Consider the following 18,364-nt stretch of genomic DNA (forward strand, 5'->3'; position numbering starts at 1 on the left):
CAGAGAGACCTTCATGCGCCCCCTTCCTCGCAGAAAGAGCCCGATCAAGCGGAACCCGAGCAGGGATTCAGGTCTTTCCCTGTTTCGCCGTGACGTCAGGCTTTCGCATAGTGGTTGATGCACCGTGCCTGCCACTCCCTTGAAGAGGATCCTCGTTGTCGATGACGATCCGGATATTCGAGAGACCCTCGCCGAGCTCCTGCAAGAGGAGGGGTACGCCGTCACCTCGGCGGCGCACGGCGGCGAGGCGCTCAGCGCGCTTAGAACGGATCCGAGACCCGGGCTCATCCTGCTCGATCTCATGATGCCCATCATGGATGGCTGGCAGTTCAGGGCAGAGCAGAAGAAGGACCCGGAGCTCGCCGCGATCCCGGTGGTGATCATCTCGGCGACAGGCCGCGACGAGTTCGTGTCCTCGCTCGGCGCGGCGCAGTTCCTCAAGAAGCCGATCAACCTCGAGCAGCTGCTCGCCGCTGTCGAACAGCACTGCCGGTGACGGTGCCTCTGTTCGTCTACGGCACGCTGATGCGCGGCGAGCGCGCGCACGTGTTGCTCGGGCGCGCGCAGTACCTCGGGCTCGCCCGCACCGCCCCCTCGTTCGAGCTCGCCGATTTCGGCGCCTACCCGGCGCTCGTGCGCGGGGGCTCGGTCGCGGTCCACGGGGAGCTGTACGAGCCGGATCCGGAGACGCTGGCCTCGCTCGACCTCTACGAGGGCTGCCCCGACCTCTTTCGGCGCGAGCCGATCGCGCTCGACGGCGGCGCGCCCTGCGAGGCCTACCTGATGCTCGCCGGACAGGCGCTGGGGTGTCCTCGGATCGACTCGGGGGACTGGCGGACACGGCGGGGATGAGCGTGTCAGCCGTGATCGGCGCGGCGCGCTGGCCGCGCCCCGGGTGGAGCGCCTTGATCCACCTCGGCCGCCGTCCTGTCCTCGACGACGAGCAGCAGGGCTGGGAGCTCGCCCTCGTCGGCCTGGAGCCGGAAGGCTGAGAACGACAGCGTCCTGCGGCCAGCGTGCGCGAGCACGGCCTCGAGGCGGAAGTCGACGAGCGCGGCGTGGCGGTGGAGCACGTCGCGGAGCTGTTGCTCCAGCTGCGGGGTGTTCCATCCGGCGTCGATCGCCGAGAGCGATCGCCCCTCGATGTCGCCGAGCGGGACCCTGAACTGCTCGCAGTAGCGCCGGGTGACCGCCCGGATCCGGAGCTCCCCGTCGAGCAGGAGGAACGGGTGGCGCAGCACCTCGAAGACGGCGGAAAGGTCGTCGCGCGCGCCCGCGAGCTCGCGCGTGGGGCGCCTCGGCGCGTCGCTCTCCAGCCAGCAGATCACCGCGCCGTCGACCTCGTTGTCGGTGGTCCGGGAAGGGCGCGCCCGCATGAGATAGCGGCGCCCCTCGCGATCCTCGACGTGCCGCTCGACGGTGCTCATCGTGCCGAGCACCTCGGCGACGACGGGCGCGATGTCGGCCACGCTCCTCGACTTCACCTCGAGGATGGACCTGCCCACGTCGCTCGCGGCGAGGCCGAGCAGCTTGTCGGCAGCGCCAGCGGCGCGGCGGATCCGGAGGTCCGCGTCGACCACGAGCATCGGGATGTTCATGCCGCCGAGGAGCTTGCGCAGCTCGTCGTTGGCGAGGCCGAGCGCGACGTTGCTGCTGCTGAGCTCCTCGTTGATGGTCGTCAGCTCCTGGTTCGCCGACTGGAGCTCCTCGTGGGCGCCCTCGAGCGCGTCGTTCATCCGGTGCAGCTCGTCGTTGCTCGCGAGGAGCTCGTCGTTCGTGCACAGGAGCTCTTCATTCGTCGCCTCGAGCTCATCGATGAGCGACTGGAGGTACTCCCTCGTGGTCACGAGCTCCCTGCGGAGCTGGACGATCTCCAGATCCTTCTGGGTGTCGCTCGGGGCCGGGTCGCTGCCCGGCCGGTCCGGCCTCGGCGCGCCCGACTCGGAGAAGATGACGAGGAAGCAGCGCCCTTGCGGGAGCCGCATCTTGAGCGGCCACACCTCGACGTCGACGTACCGGATCTTCTCGTCCTGCCTGACCTTGATCTGCTCCTTGCGCGCCATCGCCCCCGAGTTCAGCGACGCGTCGATGGCGGTCCGGAGGCCGAGCACGAGCCCCTCTCGGGCCATCTTGAAGAGGTGGAGGCTGGCGTCGCCCGGTGACGGCTCGAGGTACGGCCCTGTCTTGCCCCGGAACTGGACGATCTGCATCTCCTCGTCGATGACCACGCCGGCGGGCGCATAACGCGCCATGACGATGGCGTCGGCCTCCTTGCGTACCGCGTCCATGCCGAGCCCCTCCGGCTCCCTCTGCTTCTTCTCCGCCGCCAGCGCGACCACCGGCGCGCTGGGGAGAGCGAGCGCGGCGAGGCCGAGCGAGTGGGCCGCCGCGGACGCGGCGCGCTTACAGAAGATCCTGTGGGTCCTGTCCACGACCCCGAACAGGTCGGGCATCGTGGTGAGGCTCTCGGACGAGCCGAGGAGCAGGAAGCCCGTGGGCTTGAGGGCCTGATGGAACGTCTGCAGCAGCCGGCGCTGCAGGCTCGGCTCCAGGTAGATCATCAGGTTGCGGCAGCTCGTGAGATCGAGCTTCGATAGCGGCGGGTCGGCCGTGGCGTTGTGGCGCGAGAAGATGCACAGATCGCGGACCGATTTGTTGACCTGAAAGCCGCCTTGTACCCTGACGAAGAAGCGGCGCAGCCGGCTGGGCGAGACGTCCATCGCGATGCTCTCGATATAGACGCCGGATCGCGCCTGCTGGATGGCGGCCTCGCTCAGGTCGGTGCCGAAGATCTGGATGGCGTGATCGGTCGCGTCGGCCTCGAGGAACTCGAGCAACGAGATCGCGAGAGAGTAGACCTCCTCGCCCGTCGAGCAGCCCGGCACCCAGATGCGAACAGGGGAGTCCTGCGGCCTGTTGTGCATGAGCACCGGGAACACGTGGGTCTTCAGCGCGGCGAACGCCCCGGGGTCGCGGAAGAACGTGGTGACCTTGATGAGGAGGTCTTGGTAGAGATCCTCGATCTCGCCGGGGTGCGCTTTCACGTGATCCAGGTAATCCTGGAGTGTGGCGAGCCTGTGGAGCGTCATTCGCCGCTGGATGCGGCGCTTCAGCGTGCTCTTTTTGTACTGGCTGAAGTCGACGCCCACCGCGGCGTGAAGCAGCCTAAGGAGCTTGCTGAGATCGGAGTCCACTCCGGAGGGCGTGCCCTGCCTGAGCCACGGAGCGAGCACGTGCCCGGGGCGACCCATCCTCACGAGCTCCGCCGCGATCTCCTCGACGCTGAGGGTGAAGTCGACGCCTCCGGCCGCGATGGCGCTCCGCGGGAGCGCCGGCCGCTCGGCGCCGCGCGGGTTCTCCGCGAAGGTGACCCCCCCCTCGGCCTTCACGTCCTTCAGTCCGAGGGCGCCGTCGCTCCCGGCGCCGGACAGCACGACGGCCACCGCGCTCGACCCCAGCTCGCCCGCGAGCGAGCGCAGGAAGAGATCGGCAGGGCCCGGGCCGCCCTCGCCCAGCGGCGCGAGCTCGACGCTCATCCCGGCCAGGGTCGCCTGCATCTCCGGGGGAAGGACCAGGACGCGGCCAGGCACGAGCTGCATCCCCGGTCGGAGCTCGGCCACAGGGAGCGGGCTGCTCTGCACCACGAGCTCGAGGAGAGGGATCTCCCCTGGATCCGCGCTGTAGATGAGCACGAGCGCGAGGCTCGTATCCCTGCTGGGCAACCGCCGGAGGAGCTCCGCGATCGCGCCGCGTCCGCCGGCCGACGCGACGACACAGACGACGGGAAAGCGCAGCTCGCGCCCCGTGAGCGGCTCGCCCGCTGCGGCGCTCTCGCCGGCGTCCTGGAGCGGAGCCGGCGCGCGACCCGGCGCGGCTGCCCTGACGGCCAGGGGCGCGGCATCGTCCTGGGCCGGTGCCCCGAGTTGCGTCCGGCGTGACTTCTTCTGTTCAGGCATTGTTGGCTTGAACGGTTGGGCGCCCTCTCACGCGTCTCGCACCAGCGAGATCCTCATAGGCACGAAGCCAGGGTCGCGGTGAGCGGTCGGTCAACGATGGCTGTCGTCGTCCACGCAGCGCACGGGACACGGCGCCTCACGATCCTCTCACCCTATCAGCGCGCGCCTTCCAGGCGCTTCAGGAGGTGCTCGAGCCGCTCGATGATGTATGCGGAACGCTCGGATACCCTGCGGGCAGAATCGTTGAGCCTCATCTGTGTCATCTCATCCATCCTCCCGCCGGGCTGGAGCCTGGTCAGGGCGTCCAGCGCGGCGTCGTGGCGCGCTCGTGCGACCTGGGCCGCGGCCATGGCGCGGCGCAGGCGTGCGCGCGGCGGTTCCAAGCTCTCGACCCCGAACCACACCCTCTCCGGCGGCTCGCGCCGCGCCTCGCCCTCGGCCCGCGCCATGTGATCCGCGGGCGTCGCGAGCGGAGCATGGGCCTCGAGCAGCGCGGGGGCCTTGGCCTCCCGCAGCGATCGAGCCGCCTCTTTCCCCGCGTCGTGCGCGCGCTCCGTGCGCACGCCGTCGGGCTGAAGGCGGATGTTGACGCTGATCTGCCGCTCCTCCCCGGGCGCTCGGGCCTCCTCCCACCCCCGTTCGTCGACGATCTGCTTCGTCGCGTCGTTGACGAGGAACACCTGATCGGCGTCGTGGAACCGCTCTGCCCGCAAGGCTTGAAGCGCGGAGCGCGCCGTCTCGAGCGAGCGGATGTGCTTTGTGAGCGCGAGCCGCCTGCCCCGGAAGCGAACGTAAATGCTGTAGCTGGTCTGGGGCGCCATCTCTATCGCCTCGTGGGCCCTGTCGCATCATGCCGTGTCTGCGCTCTTGTTGACAGCAGCTTCCAGGGTGCAGCTCGCCATGCGCCGGGCCGAGCAGGCGAGCCCCCGATCCATTATGTTCTCACGGATCTCCCGCCGTGAGCCTCGGGCGCGAGCTCTCGGCGTGCGTCTTGCTCGTCGTCTCACGCCTCCGGTACCGCCGTCAGCAGCACCAGCCTCCCGGCTGCCTGTTCGGCCGTTCTGCAGGCGGTGCGCACGAGCTGCCACTCTGCCTTCACGAGCTCTGCCATCAGCGACCTGTCCTGGCACAGGGCTTTGCTCAGCGACTCCTCGGCCTCGTCGCCGAAGGAGAGCACGCGTATCGCGATGGCGAGCGCAAAGTCTTTGGTCAACCGGACGCGGAGGTCGACGTCCGGCGTGGAGACGTGGAGCGCGTGCTCGGCGAGGGCGACCTCGATCCTGTCCGCAATCGACCTTGCGGTGTCCGCGCGCCACTGGATCGAGCGGCAAGTCTGCCGGAGCAGCTCCTGGATCAACCGTCTATCACGACCTGTTTGTGTGCCCATCCAGCCCCCACTCGACAGTTCCGAATCCTCTGCGGAGAGCCGTCCAGAGAGTGGCCGCGGCCGACCAGAGCGCGCGACGGTCAGCCTGACGCGATTGAACGAGCAGGACCGCTCCCCCAAGGCCGCGCACCTTCCGAGTTGCCCGAGCGGTTTCCCTCCGGCTCCCCGAGCCACCCCCTCACTGTCCCGCCGAAATTCCCGTTGACTGTTAGCTCTAGCTCAGCTGCTGCCCGATCGACCGCTAGGGCGATGTGGAATCGCTTGTCGGGGATTCCCTGTACAAATGCCCTGGTCGCCGGCGAGCAGCGGGTTGTTTTGTTCGGGCAGAACCCTACGGCGGGCATCGAGCTCGCTCTGGTTCGCGGTTCGCTGGTTCGTCGTCCGCTGGTTCGCCGGTTCGCCGTCCGCTGGTTCGCCGGTTCGCCGTCCGCTGGTTCGCCGGTTCGCCGGTTCGCAGGGTTCCCCGAGCTTCCCCAGGTTGCCGAGGTTTCCGACGAGGCCTGCATCCGCCGGCCGACCGCGGTCGGTCGGCGGGGCCCTAGGTCGTCTTGGTCTTGGCGCGCCGGCGCTCGCTGCCCGACGCCGCGGCGGGCGCCGGGTCGGCCGTCTGCCGCGCGCTGCGCGGGGGTGCTTCCATGACCGGCAGGTCAGCGACGGCGCGCACCTCCGGGGCGAGCAGGCCGTGCGTGAAGAGCTGGAGCACCTGCGTACACCAGGCGGCGATGTCTGGCCTGGATGGCACGTCGATGAGCTTGCGCACCAGGCGGTCGAAGGCGCCGGAGATGAGCGCGGCGATGACGCTGGGATCCAGATCGCGCCGGTAGAGGCCGATGTCGATCGCGTACCGGACGCGGCCCTCCACCTGCCGCGCTACGCGCTGGGCGAACTCGTCGATCAGGTAGGCGTAGGGCGCCCCGCCGCCGCCCGCCAGCATCATCTTGAGGAGCGCCCGGTTTTGCCAGCAGAACTCGAGCACCTCGATGTCGTGGGCGTGGACCCGCTTGAAGTACTCGTTCACCGACGCTCGCTCGGCCTCGAAGACGATGGGCGGCGGCTCCACGCACCCCGCGAGGCGCGCGATGAAGGTCTCGACGATCTGCTTGAAGCAGTCGTCTTTGCTCTGGAAGTGCAGGTAGAAAGCGCCCTTCGAGACGCCCGCACGCTCGGTGATGTCCTCGACCCTCGCGGCGGCGAGGCCGCGCTCGGTGAAGGCAGCCTCGGCGGCGCGGAGCAGCTCGATCCTGGCGCGGCGATCGGCGAGGCGGGGCATTCTGACTGGTCGGTCAAAGTCGAGGGACCGTGGCACTATGGGAAGGCTGCCGGAGGCCGTCAAGACGGCTCGACCGTGCTCCTCGCGACGCGGCGCGTTCGAACGCGCCGCGTCGCCCATGGCACGAGCGATGCTGTGGAGACGGTCATGTCGACCGTGGCGAGACGAAATGCAGCAGCGCGCGGCGCTGGCGAGGCGACAGCGGCGGCCCTCGTCCCCAGCGCTCCTTCGTTGCCGAGCCTGCGCGAGGCCGCCGCGCGGTGCCGGGCGTGTCCGCTCTGGGAGCGGGGGACGCAGACGGTGTTCGGCGAGGGCGCGGCGCGATCGGACGTGCTCCTCGTCGGCGAACAGCCGGGCGACAAGGAGGACCTGGCCGGCAAGCCGTTCGTCGGCCCCGCGGGGCAGCTGCTCGATCGCGCGCTCGAGGCGGCGGGGATCGAGCGGCGCCGGGCGTACGTGACCAACGTGGTGAAGCACTTCAAGTGGGAGCCGCGCGGCAAGCGCCGCATCCACATGAAGCCGGACGCGCGCGAGATACGCGCGTGCCTGCCGTGGCTCGCCGCGGAGATCGCGGTGGTGCAGCCGGCGATCGTGGTATGCCTCGGCGCGACGGCCGCGCAGGCGCTGCTCGGCAGCTCGTTCCGGGTCACGCGAGAGCGCGGCAGGATCGTCGCTGCGCCGCTCGCGCCGCGCGCGCTGGCGACGGTGCACCCCGCGTCGATCCTCCGTATGCCGGACGAAGCGTCGAGGCAAGCCGAGCTGTCCCGCTTCATCGAGGATCTCTCCGTGGCGGCGCGCGCGCTCGGCTGAGCCGGCGCGCTCCGCGTCCTCGCTGGTCGCGCTCTCGATGGAGTAGGATTCGCCCCCGATGACGATGAGCCCACGACCGGTCCCTGCCGCAGAGCGCCCCGCGCCCTCTCCATTGGCCGAGCGCGCCCACCTATCGAGCTCGAAGAAGATGTGGCCGCTGATGCTGGCGGCGCTCGGGGTCGTCTACGGCGACATCGGGACGAGCCCGCTCTACGCGATGAAGGAGTGCTTCAGCCACAGCAGCCCGCACCACGTCGCTCCGACGCCCGAGAACGTGCTCGGGGTGCTCTCGCTGATGTTCTGGTCGCTGATGATGGTCGTGACCGTCAAGTACGTGACGTTCATCACGCGGGCCGACAACGAGGGCGCGGGCGGCATCCTCGCGCTGCTCGCGCTCGTCCCGAGCGGCGATCGCAAGGGCGAGGGCCGCGGCCTCCTCGTGCTCCTCGTCCTCTTCGGCGCGTCACTCCTTTACGGCGACGGCGTGATCACGCCTGCGATCTCGGTGCTCTCGGCCGTGGAGGGCCTCGAGGTCGCGATCCCGAAGCTGGATCCTACCGTCGTGCCGATCATCACCTGCGGTGTGCTGCTCGCCGTGTTCCTCGTGCAGAAGCGCGGCACGGCCGGGGTCGGGTCGATCTTCGGGCCGGTGACGCTCGTGTGGTTTCTCACGCTCGTGCTGCTCGGGGCCAAGGAGATCATCGGCAGCCCCGGCGTGCTCCGGGCCGTCTCACCGACCTACGCGGTGAGCTTCTTTGCCGAGAACAACCTGCATGGCTTCCTGATCCTCGGCGCGGTCGTCCTTTGCATCACGGGCGGCGAGGCGCTGTACGCCGACATGGGCCATTTCGGCCGAGTGCCGATCAAGTACACCTGGTACACGATCGTCTGGCCCGGGCTGCTCATCAATTATTTCGGTCAGGGCGCCAAGCTCCTCGCTGACCCTACCGCGGCGGCGAACCCGTTCTACGCGCTGGTCCCGTCATGGGCGCTCTACCCCACGGTGGCGATCGCGACGGCGGCGACGGTCGTCGCTTCCCAGGCGCTCATCTCCGGGGCCTTCTCGCTGACGCAGCAGGCGGTGCAGCTCGGGTACTTCCCGCGCGTCACGGTGGTCCACACCTCGAAGGACGAGGCGGGGCAGATCTACATCCCCGAGGTGAACAGCGGGCTCCTGATCTCGTGCATCGTGCTGGTCCTCACCTTCAAGAACTCGAGCGCGCTCGCGGCTGCCTACGGCATTGCCGTCACGGGGACGATGGGGATCACCACGGTGGTCTATTACGTGGTCACCCGGAAGACGTGGGGCTGGCCGGTCTGGAAGTCGCTGCCGCTGGCCGGGCTCTTCCTGGTGATCGACCTCGCGTTCTTCGCGGCGAACAGCGCCAAGTTCTTTCACGGGGGCTGGGTGCCCATCGTGATGGGCGCGGCGACCTTCACGGTGATGACGACCTGGAAGACGGGGCGCAAGCACCTCGCTGCGGCGATCAAGTCGGCCATCTTGCCGCTCGATATGTTCCTCGAGGACGTGAAGCGCATGAAGCCGCACCGGGTGCGCGGGACGGCGGTCTTCATGGCGTCGAGCCCCGAGGGCACGCCGCCGATCCTGCTGCACCACGTGAAGCACAACCAGGTGCTGCACGAGCAGGTGGTGCTCCTCTCGATCCAGGTGACGAACGTGCCCGAGGTGCCGGCGGAGCGGCGTACGACGGTGATCCCGCGGGGCGAGGGGATCTACCAGGTCACGGCGTGCTACGGCTTCATGCAGACGCCGAACGCGCCGTCGGTGCTCGAGGGGTGCAAGCGGCACGGGCTCGACATCGATCTGGGGAGGACGAGCTACTACCTCGGCAGGGAGACGCTGCTGACGACCGGGCGCTCGAAGATGTCCCGGTGGCGCAAGGGGCTGTTCGCGTTCATCTCGCGGAACGCGCGGCCGGCGACGGCGTATTTCGGTCTGCCGCCGAACCGGGTGGTCGAGCTCGGAATGCAGGTGGATTTCTAGGGGCGGGCGCGGCGATCAGGGCCCCGTGTACCGGGCGCGGGGCCGCAGCATGTACCCCGCCTCCCGCTGCTCGAACGCGTGGGCGATCCACCCCGCGGCGCGCCCGATCGCGAAGAGCGCCGCCGCCGAGCCGGCCGGCAGGCCGAGCGCGGCCGCGATCGCGACGAGGCCCAGGTCGAGCGACGGCGGATCGAGGCCGGCGTCGCGCAGCGCGTCGACGAGCGCGAGCACCGTGCGCAAGGCCGCGCTCTGCGGCGCGAGCGCGCGGGCCGTGTCGATCAGCAGCTGGGCGCGGGGGTCGCCCTCGGGGTAGAGCCTGTGCCCGACGCCGGCGATGGGCTCGCCGCGGCGCAGCCGCTCGTGGACCGCGGCGGCGGCGCGCTCGGGCCGGCCTGCCTCGGCGACAAGGGCCTCCACCCGGTCGGTCATGCCGCCGTGCCTCGGGCCGGAGAGCGCCGCGAGCCCCGCGCTGACGCAGGCGTAGAGGTCGGCCCCGGTCGAGGCGGCCACCCGGACCGCGAACGTCGAGGCGTTCAGCTCGTGATCGGCCGAGACAAGGAGCGCCCGGTTCACGGCGCGCTCGGCCTTCTTCGAGGGGTTCGCGCCGAGGGCGATGAGCAGGCGCCGCGCCGCCCCCTCGGCCTCGAGGGCCTCGGCCGCCCTGCGCGCGTCCCGCCCGAGGCCCACGAGCGCCGCGAGCGATCGCACGAGGGCGCGCGCCCGCGCGCGCTCCGCGTCGCTCGTGGGGATGCGCCCGTCGCCCGACGGCGCGCCCACGTGGCGGGCCGGGTCGTGCGCGCCGAGCGCGGGCACCACGAGCGCGAGCGCGACGAACGGCGGCGCGCCCTCCGGCAGGAGCGCCGCGAGCTTGGGTGGGCGGACGCTCAGCCGGCCTGGCCGCGCCGCCGGTGCGCCCTCCGCCGGCAGCTCGCCGGTCCAGAGCAGCTCGGCGACCGCCTCGAAGGGCACGTCCCCGAGCGCCAGCGCGACCGCCTCCTTGCCCCGGTAGACGGGCCCGCGCGGGCCGATCGCGGTGAGCGCCGACTCGAGCACCGGCTCGCCCCACCGGAGCGCCTCGGCGGCGACCGGGCCGTGGCCGGCGCGCGCGTCGTGCCGCGCCTTGAGCCGCTCGATGTCCGCCCTGAGGTAGAGCCGCGCGCGCCCTCGCCCGCCAGGCACCCCCCGGAGCACACCCCGGCTCGCGTACGCGTAGAGCGTCTCCCGCTTCACGCCGAGCAGCTCCGCGGCCTCGGCGCCGGTCACGTAGGCCGAGGGCCGCTGCTCCGAGTCAGGTAGATCCACCATGAGCGCCCCTCAACGTTGCATCCATCCTGTCCGATGCACGAGGCGCCGATCGCGGCGCGCCGAAGACACCCGTCCTTCCTAGCACCGCCTCTCTCGGCCTCCTCCGGGATTCTTCCCCGGTGCGCTTCGAGGCCGTACATGGTTGATTGTACAATCAAGGTTGATCAACCTCGTGCGGTGCCCAAGATGTCGTCAGCGGAGGTGATCGGGATGAGGGACGTGACGGCGCCGCTCGCGAGCGGCCTAGAGGGTGTGGTGGTGGCGGAGACGCGGCTCTCGGAGGTGGACGGAGAGCGGGGGAGGCTCACCTTGGCGGGCCACGACGTCGAGGAGCTCGCCGGCGGCGGCGGGGTGACCTTCGAGGACGTGTGCGGGCTGCTCTGGGGCGGCGCGTTGCCCGGGGCGGCGGGGCGGGAGTCGCTCCGGAGAGCGATCGCCGAGGGGCGGACGCGGGCCTTCGCGCTGCTCGGGCGGCTCGGGGACGCGCTCGAGGCGGGCGACGGGATGGATGCGCTCCGCGCCGCGGTCGCGCACCTCTCGGGCGACACCCCGCCCGCGGCGGTCGCCGGGGCGGTCGCGACGTTCGCGGCGGCGTGGGCGCGGCGCCGCGCGGGAGAGGCGCCGGTCGCGCCCGATCCGGCGCTCCGGCTCTCGGCCGACTACCTGCGCATGGCGCGAGGGGTTGCCGCGAGCGAGGCCGAGGCGCGCGAGCTCGACACGTACCTCGTGACGGTCTCGGATCACGGCATGAACGCGTCCACCTTCGCCGCGCGCGTGGTCACCTCGACGGGGTCGGACGCGATCTCGGCCGTGGTCGCGGCGATCGGCGCGCTGAAGGGGCCGCTCCACGGCGGCGCGCCCGGGCCGGTCCTCGACATGCTGGACGCGATCGCGGCGACGGCGGGCGGGGACGGCGCGCCGCCCTCCGGCTGCGCCGAGCGCTGGATCCAGGCGGAGCTCGCGGCGGGCCGGCGGATCATGGGCATGGGGCACCGGATCTACCGGGTGAGGGATCCGCGGGCGGCGGTGCTCGAGCGGGCGATCGAGCGGCTCGCGCGGACGGCGGGCGGCGCGCGGGGCGCTCGGCTCGCGCTGGCGCGCGAGGTCGAGCGGGCGGCGGAGGCGGCGCTCCGCGCGCGGCACCCGGATCGCCCGCTGCGCGCGAACGTCGAGTTCTACACGGCGGTGCTGCTCGACGCGCTCGGGCTGCCGCGCACGCTCTTCGCGCCGACCTTCGCGGTGAGCAGGGTCGCCGGCTGGTGCGCGCACATCGACGAGCAGAGGCGCGCGGGGCGGCTCATCCGCCCGAGCTCCCGCTACGTGGGAGGCGCCCCCGGAGCGGCAGCTCCGCCGCATTGAGGCGTCAGGCGCCCCGCGCGCCCGCCGGCGGGGCCGGAATCGCGCGCCCGCGGGGGCGGCAGGAGCGCTGGTCGTCGCTGGCCGCGAGGTCGACCTGCCCAGGTCGGACTTATTGAAGAGTCGACGACGGCATTCGCTTCACCCCCGTCGTCCTGCCATCCTTTCCGCACACAAATTGCCGGACCGGCCATTCCGCCGCCCTGGGAGGGCAAAAGGAGAACGCGACGGGCGCAGGTAGGACGTTGTTCGTCCTGCAAAGTTGGCAGCCTGGCGAGGGTACTGTTATCGTGTTCAGTATGTCGTCCGCCGCTCTTGCCGCTCCGCTTGCCCGGGACCTCCTGCGCCACACCCTCCCCGAGTTCGAAGCGCGCGCCAAGACACTCCCGCTCGGCCTGCGGGAAATCAACGACGCGCTCCCGGAAGGGGGGCTGCCGCGCGGGGGGGTGGTGGAGCTCGCCGCGCCGCGGGGGCTCGGGCGCTCCACCTCGCTCGCCCTCTCCGCGTGTGCATCGGCGCAAGCGGAGGCGCGGCGGCGCGGGACGAGCGCGACGGCAGGGGCGTGGTGCGCGTGGATCGACCCGAGCGGATCGCTCTATGCCCCGGCGGTCGCGCGCGCGGGCGTCGATCTGAGCCGGCTGCTCGTGGTGCGACCCCCGCCGGAGACGCTCGCGAAGGTCGCGGTCCGGATGGCGATGAGCCGGGCGTTCGCGGTGCTCGTGATCGACGTGGCCGGGGTCCCGGGGGCCTTCGGCCAGGGCGCGGGGAAGGGGGAGCGGAGCGCGCCCGGGGCAGGGCGCCGCGAGGACGACCTCGCGCGCTGGGTCAACGTGGTGCGCAAGCTCGCCCTGGCGATCGAGGGGAGCGACGGGACGATCCTGCTCCTCACCGATCGCCAGGCGGCGCGGCCGATGCCCTTGCCGGTCGCGATGCGGCTGGAGCTCGAGCAGGTCGCCGAGAACCGGCTGATGGTCCGCGTCGCCAAGGACCGCCGCGGGCGCGTGACCTCGCCGACGCCGGTGGTGCTCGGGGAGCGGTCCGGGGACAGGGCAGAGCGGACGGCGGGCAGCGAGCCGCGGCCCGCGCTGTCGCGGGCGTGAGGGAGGAGAGGCGATGGCGGTGAGGCGTATTGTGGCGATCGTGCTCCCGCAGCTCGCGTGCGAGCTGGTGAAGCAGCGTGGGCCGGTCTCGCCGAGCGGGAAGGCGCCGCTCGCGGTGATCCTCGGGGGCGAGGAGGAGCGCGGCGCGGCGCTCGACCCGCGGCCCGAGCGCGAGCCGCAGGCGCCGGCGGCGGTGATCGACGTGGTCGACGACGAGGCGAGGCGGTACGGGGTGAGGCCGGGGCAGAAGGTCGTCGAGGCGGCGGCGCTGGTCGCGCACCTCGCGATCCACCGGGTGACGTTCGCCGAGATCGACGCGGCGCTCGGCCGGGTCGCCGAGGTGGCGCTCGGGCTCGGGGCGACGGCGTCGATCCAGCTCGGCGAGCAGGGCGCCCCGCGCGCCGGCGCGGCGCGCTCGGGCGCACCGCGGGCGGGCCGCGCTCCCGAGCGCGCCGCGAGCGAGGCGCGGAGCCCCTGGGGCGACGGCCCGTACGACACGGTGTGGCTCGATATCACCGGGGCGTCGCACCTCGTGGGCGGCGAGGAGGCGCTGCTCGGCGAGCTCGGCGAGCGCGTGGCGGCGCTCGGCCACCGGGCGCGGCTCGCGATCGCCGACGGGCCGCGGCTCGCGCAGGCGCTCGCGCGCTTCGGCGCGCACGCGGACGGCGGGGGAGGGGCGGAGGCCCCGATCGCGCCGCCGGGCAAGGGGGCGCAGGCGATCGGGCCCTTGCCGGTGCAGGCGCTCCCGGTCGAGCGCGAGGTGGCGAGCTTCCTCGTCCGGCTCGGCGTGCTCCGCGTCGAGGATCTCGCGCGCCTGCCGCGGGCGCAGGTGGCGGCGCGGCTGGGCCCGCGGACGGCCGAGGTGATGGAGCTCCTCGCCGGCCGCGATCCCGTGCCGCTCCTGCCGTTCGAGGTGCCCCGGCTGATCGAGGAGGAGGTGCTCTTCGACGAGCCGGTCGAGAGCGCCGAGTCGCTGCTGTTCGTGCTGCGCGGCATGACGTCGCGGATCGCGTCGCGGCTCGCCGCGCGCGGGGAGGCGTGCGGGCGGCTCAACGTGGCGATCGCCTACGACCGATCGATCGCGCGGCTCCGCCTCGGCGAGCGCGAGGACGACGGCGCCGCCGCGGCGCTCCTGGAAGACGAGGGGCGCGGCCCCTCGCTGCGCTTCCACGTCGACATGCCGGTGCCGCTCTCGGACGCGGGGGATCTGCTCCGCCCGCTGAAGGCGAGGCTCGAGCGGATCGAGCTCGCGGCGCCCTCGGTGGGGGTCCACGTCATCGCCTCGCGCATCGCGCGCGCCCGTCGGGTGCAGCTCGATCTGTCGCGCGATCGATCGGTCGATCCCGACAGCTTGCCGGCGCTCCTGGCCGAGCTCTCGGCGGAGATCGGCGCGGAGCGGGTGGGCGTCCTGGAGATCGCCGACGCGCACCGCCCCGAGGCGCGCTCGCGGCTCGTGCCGGCCTCCGGCGAGGCGGCCACGGCGCGCGCGTCCGCCGCGGCCCGCGCGCGGGCCGCGGCGGATCGGGGAGCAGCGGAGCAGGCGGGGGGCGCCGGGGGGGCCGACGCGCCGGAGCCCGCGCGGCTCCTCGCGCAGCCGATCCCGCTCGGCCGGGTGGGGCGCGGGGCGATCGTCGCCGTCGATCGGCACCTCTACGCGATCGAGCGGCTCTCCTTCGTGATGCGGATCGACGCGGTGGAATGGTGGACGCCCACGCCGGCCTCGCGCGACTACGCGCGCGCCTGGCTCGTCTCGGGCTCTCCGTCCAGCAAGGCCGCCCCCGCGCGCCTCGGCGAGCTGCGCGCTCCGCGAGACGGCGCGAGCGCGAGCTCCTGCGGCGAGGCGTGGATCTACGTCGACCGCGCGACGGGCGAGGCCTACCTGCAGGGGTGGTGCGAGTGAGCGCCGGCGCGTCGGTGCCGTTCGTGGAGCTCTGCGGCCGCTCCTGCTTCTCTTTCCTGGAGGGGGCCTCGCACCCCGAGGAGCTCGTGCACCGCGCCAAGGAGCTCGGCCTCGAGGGGCTCGCGCTCTGCGATCGCGACGGGATCTACGGCAGCGTCCGGGCGCACACGGCGGCGAAGAAGGTCGAGCAGCGGGTGATCGTCGGGGCCGAGCTGACGCTCGGCGCGCCGCGTGCCGAGCGCGCGCCGGAGGTCCGGCCGTCGGTGATCCTCCTGGTCGAGGACAGCGAGGGTTACGCGAACCTCTGCCGCTTGCTCACGATCGCGCACGCCGATTGCGAGAAGGGGATGGCGAGCATCTCGGCGGAGGCGATCGCGGCGGCGCCGCGGGGCCTCTCCGCGATCGTGCCGCTCGATCCTCTCGTGCCCGCGAGCGTCTCTGGCCCGCTCATCGGCGCGCTGCGCGACGCGTTCGGCGAGCGCGCGCTCGTCGCGACCTGGAAGCACCTCGACCGCCGCGACGGTGAGCGCGTCGCGGCGGCCCTCGCGGCGGAGCGGCGCTACGGCCCCTGCGTGGTGGCGACGGCGCGCCCGCTCTATCATCACCCGTCGCGCAAGCCGCTCGCGGACGTGCTCGCGTGCATCCGGACAAAGACCACGCTCGATCAAGCGGGGACGCGGATCGCCCCGAACGCGGAGGCCTACGTGCGGTCCGGCGCGCAGATGGCGGCGCTGTTCCGCGACCATCCGGCCTGGCTCGCGCGCACGGTGGAGATCGCGTCCCGCTGCCGCTTCTCGCTGTCGGAGCTCCGCTACAGCTTCCCGAGCGACGCCCTCTGCATGCCGGGGGAGACGTCGGATCAGGCGCTGCGCCGCCTCACCGAGGAGGGCTGCCGTGACCGCTACCCGGAGGGGACGCCGCCTCCGGTGCGCGCGCAGATCGAGAAGGAGCTCGCCTTGATCGCGAAGCTCGGCGTGGCTCCCTATTTCCTCAGCGTGCAGCAGGTCGTGAAGATCGCGCGCGCGCGGCAGATCCTCTGCCAGGGCCGCGGGAGCGCGGCGAACAGCGCGGTGTGCTTCGTGCTCGGCGTGACGGCGGTGGATCCGGCCCGGTCGAGCCTGCTCTTCGAGCGCTTCCTGTCGGAGGAGCGCCACGAGCCGCCGGACATCGACGTCGATTTCGAGCATGAGCGGCGGGAGGAGGTGATCCAGGCGATCTACGAGATGTACGGGCGCGACCGGGCGGCGATGGTCTCGGAGGTGATCGCCTACCGCGGGAAGAGCGCGCTCCGCGAGGTGGGCAAGGCGTTCGGCTTCTCGGCGGATCAGGTCGACAGGCTGAGCGGCCTCGTGCTCCACCACGAGGCGGACATCACCGAGCAGCGGGTGAGCGAGGCGGGGCTCGATCCGGACGACGTGCGCGTCCGGCAGGCCGTCCTGATGGCGAGCGCGCTCGAGGGCTTCCCGCGCCACCTCTCGATCCACGTGGGCGGCTTCGTGCTGTCGTCGGAGCCGCTGCACAAGGTGGCCCCGGTCGAGCCTGCGCGGATGGAGGGTCGCACGGTGATCCCGTGGGACAAGGACGATCTCGACGATCTCGGCTTCTTCAAGATCGACGTCCTGGCGCTCGGCATGCTGACGGCGATCCGCAAGGCGCTCGGCTTGATCCACGCGGACCGATACGCCGAGCTCGCGGGTCCTTCGGTCCACGCGGCAGGGGACCCCGCGTCCGCGGGTCCTTCGGTCCACGCAGGCCGAGGCGCCGCGTTCGATCCGATCGCGGCGCTCGCGCAGATCCCGCCGGAGGACCCGGCTGTCTACGAGGCGATCGGCCGGGCCGACACGGTGGGGGTGTTCCAGATCGAGAGCCGCGCGCAGATGGCGATGCTCCCGCGGCTGAAGCCGAGCAGGTTCTACGATCTGGTGATCGAGGTGGCGATCGTGCGCCCCGGGCCGATCCAGGGCGGGATGGTGCACCCCTACCTGCGCCGGCGGACGGGGCAGGAGCCGCCGGTGTCCCCGCACCCGTGCCTGGATCCCATCCTGGAGCGCACGCTCGGCGTGCCGCTCTTCCAGGAGCAGGTGATGCAGATCGCGATGGTCGGCGCGGGCTACACGCCGGGCGAGGCCGACCAGCTGCGCCGGGACATGGCGGCGTGGAAGAAGCACGGGCGCCTGGAGCGGCACCGCGGGCGGCTCATCCAGGGCTTCGCCGAGCGGGGGATCTCGGCGAAGTTCGGGGAGATGCTCTACCAGCAGATCCAGGGCTTCGGGGAGTACGGCTTCCCGGAGTCGCACGCGGCGAGCTTCGCGCTCCTCGTGTACGCGTCGGCCTGGCTCAAGGTCCACCATCCCGCGGCGTTCACCTGCTCGCTGCTCAACGCGCAGCCGATGGGGTTCTATAGCCCGTCGGCGCTGGTGCAGGACGCGCAGCGGCACGGCGTGGAGGTGCGCCCGGTGTGCGTGGTGCACAGCGCGTGGGACGCGACCCTGGAGCCTGGCGCAGAGCCCTCGGCGGGCCCGGCGCTGCGGCTCGGCATGCGGCTCGTGAAGGGGCTCGGCGAGGCGGCTGCGGCGGCGATCGTGGCGGCGCGCGAGGAGGCGCCGTTCACGACCCTCCCCGATCTCGTGAGGCGCACGGAGCTGAAGAAGAACGAGGTGGAAGCGCTCGCAGAAGCGGGCGCCCTCGCCGCGCTCGTGCCTGCCCGGAGAGAGGCGCTCTGGCGCGCGCGCGCCCCCCGCGTGGAGGGGTTGTTCGAGGGCGTGCCGCTCGAGCAGGATCGGGACGTCGGGCTCCCCCCGCTCAGGCCGCTGGAGCAGCTCGCGCTCGATTACGGGCGCGTGGGCCTGTCGCTGCACGACCACCCGATGCGGCACGTCCGGCAGGCGTTCAAGCGGCGGCGCGGGGCCGGGCGCGTGCGGACCGCCGAGGAGATCAAGGCGGCGCGTGATGGAGAGAGCGTGCGGGTCGCCGGGATGGTGGTCGGGCGCCAGCGGCCGGCGACCGCCAGCGGCGTGACGTTCATGACGCTCGAGGATGAGACGGGCGTGGTCAACGTCATCGTCCAGAGGCAGGTCTTCGCGGAGTACGAGCAGGTGGCGCGGCACGCGGCGCTCTTGCTCGTCACCGGGCGGGTCGAGCGGCAGGGCGAGGTGATCCACGTGCTAGCGCGCGCGCTCGAACAGCTGGAGCTGCCCAGCGGTCAGGAGATCGCGCTCAAATCGCGCGATTACCGCTGAGAGCGCTCTCGTCGCGCTGCCGGGAGCGCAGGGCGA

The 18,364-nt window shown here is 72.2% G+C and carries 13 protein-coding genes; 8 read left to right on the forward strand and 5 right to left on the reverse strand.

What is annotated here, in order from left to right:
* The first annotated feature begins 124 nt into the window (after nt 1-124).
* Both WME90_RS09380 and WME90_RS09385 read left to right on the forward strand, forming a co-directional pair.
* A complete protein-coding gene (locus WME90_RS09380; RefSeq protein ID WP_437280743.1) occupies nt 125-496 on the forward strand; it encodes a response regulator in 372 nt (123 codons plus the stop codon).
* A complete protein-coding gene (locus tag WME90_RS09385; RefSeq protein ID WP_437280744.1) occupies nt 493-852 on the forward strand; it encodes a gamma-glutamylcyclotransferase family protein in 360 nt (119 codons plus the stop codon). The genes WME90_RS09380 and WME90_RS09385 overlap by 4 nt, the downstream gene beginning before the upstream one ends.
* A gap of 5 nt (nt 853-857) precedes the next feature.
* On the opposite strand, the gene WME90_RS09390 is transcribed toward WME90_RS09385, so the two are convergent.
* The 4 genes from WME90_RS09390 to WME90_RS09405 all read right to left on the reverse strand — a co-directional run bounded on the left by WME90_RS09390 (nt 858) and on the right by WME90_RS09405 (nt 6,613).
* A complete protein-coding gene (locus WME90_RS09390) occupies nt 858-3,956 on the reverse strand; it encodes a CheR family methyltransferase (protein ID WP_437280745.1) in 3,099 nt (1,032 codons plus the stop codon).
* 155 nt (nt 3,957-4,111) lie between these two features.
* A complete protein-coding gene (locus WME90_RS09395; protein WP_437280746.1) occupies nt 4,112-4,777 on the reverse strand; it encodes a hypothetical protein in 666 nt (221 codons plus the stop codon).
* Nucleotides 4,778-4,959: 182 nt separating this feature from the next.
* A complete protein-coding gene (locus WME90_RS09400) occupies nt 4,960-5,313 on the reverse strand; it encodes a hypothetical protein (RefSeq protein WP_437280747.1) in 354 nt (117 codons plus the stop codon).
* Between the two features lie 568 nt (nt 5,314-5,881).
* Nucleotides 5,882-6,613 carry a TetR/AcrR family transcriptional regulator gene (locus WME90_RS09405; protein WP_437280748.1) on the reverse strand — a complete coding sequence of 244 codons (732 nt, stop codon included), beginning with the start codon at nt 6,611-6,613 and terminating at the stop codon, nt 5,882-5,884.
* A gap of 147 nt (nt 6,614-6,760) precedes the next feature.
* On the opposite strand from WME90_RS09405, the gene WME90_RS09410 reads away from it, so the two are divergent.
* A complete protein-coding gene (locus WME90_RS09410) occupies nt 6,761-7,423 on the forward strand; it encodes a UdgX family uracil-DNA binding protein (RefSeq protein ID WP_437280749.1) in 663 nt (220 codons plus the stop codon).
* A 148-nt stretch (nt 7,424-7,571) separates the two neighbouring features.
* A complete protein-coding gene (locus WME90_RS09415) occupies nt 7,572-9,428 on the forward strand; it encodes a potassium transporter Kup (protein ID WP_437283586.1) in 1,857 nt (618 codons plus the stop codon).
* A 15-nt stretch (nt 9,429-9,443) separates the two neighbouring features.
* Here WME90_RS09415 and WME90_RS09420 read toward each other — a convergent pair whose 3' ends face one another.
* Entirely contained in the window at nt 9,444-10,733 is a 1,290-nt protein-coding gene (locus tag WME90_RS09420; RefSeq protein ID WP_437280750.1) for a citrate synthase family protein, read from the reverse strand.
* 210 nt (nt 10,734-10,943) lie between these two features.
* On the opposite strand from WME90_RS09420, the gene WME90_RS09425 reads away from it, so the two are divergent.
* The 4 genes from WME90_RS09425 to WME90_RS09440 all read left to right on the forward strand — a co-directional run bounded on the left by WME90_RS09425 (nt 10,944) and on the right by WME90_RS09440 (nt 18,328).
* Nucleotides 10,944-12,092, forward strand: coding sequence for a citrate synthase (locus WME90_RS09425; RefSeq protein WP_437280751.1), 1,149 nt, complete (start codon nt 10,944-10,946; stop codon nt 12,090-12,092).
* A gap of 296 nt (nt 12,093-12,388) precedes the next feature.
* On the forward strand, nt 12,389-13,189 hold the full coding sequence (locus WME90_RS09430) for a recombinase A (protein ID WP_437280752.1): 801 nt from the start codon (nt 12,389-12,391) through the stop codon (nt 13,187-13,189).
* Nucleotides 13,190-13,202: 13 nt separating this feature from the next.
* Complete coding sequence (locus WME90_RS09435; RefSeq protein ID WP_437280753.1) at nt 13,203-15,089, forward strand: DinB/UmuC family translesion DNA polymerase; 1,887 nt, start codon at nt 13,203-13,205, stop codon at nt 15,087-15,089.
* Complete coding sequence (locus WME90_RS09440) at nt 15,086-18,328, forward strand: error-prone DNA polymerase (protein WP_437280754.1); 3,243 nt, start codon at nt 15,086-15,088, stop codon at nt 18,326-18,328. The genes WME90_RS09435 and WME90_RS09440 overlap by 4 nt, the downstream gene beginning before the upstream one ends.
* Nucleotides 18,329-18,364: the final 36 nt, after the last annotated feature.

The organism is Sorangium sp. So ce375, assembly GCF_051473855.1.
In the GTDB taxonomy this organism is placed as follows: domain Bacteria; phylum Myxococcota_A; class Polyangia; order Polyangiales; family Polyangiaceae; genus Sorangium.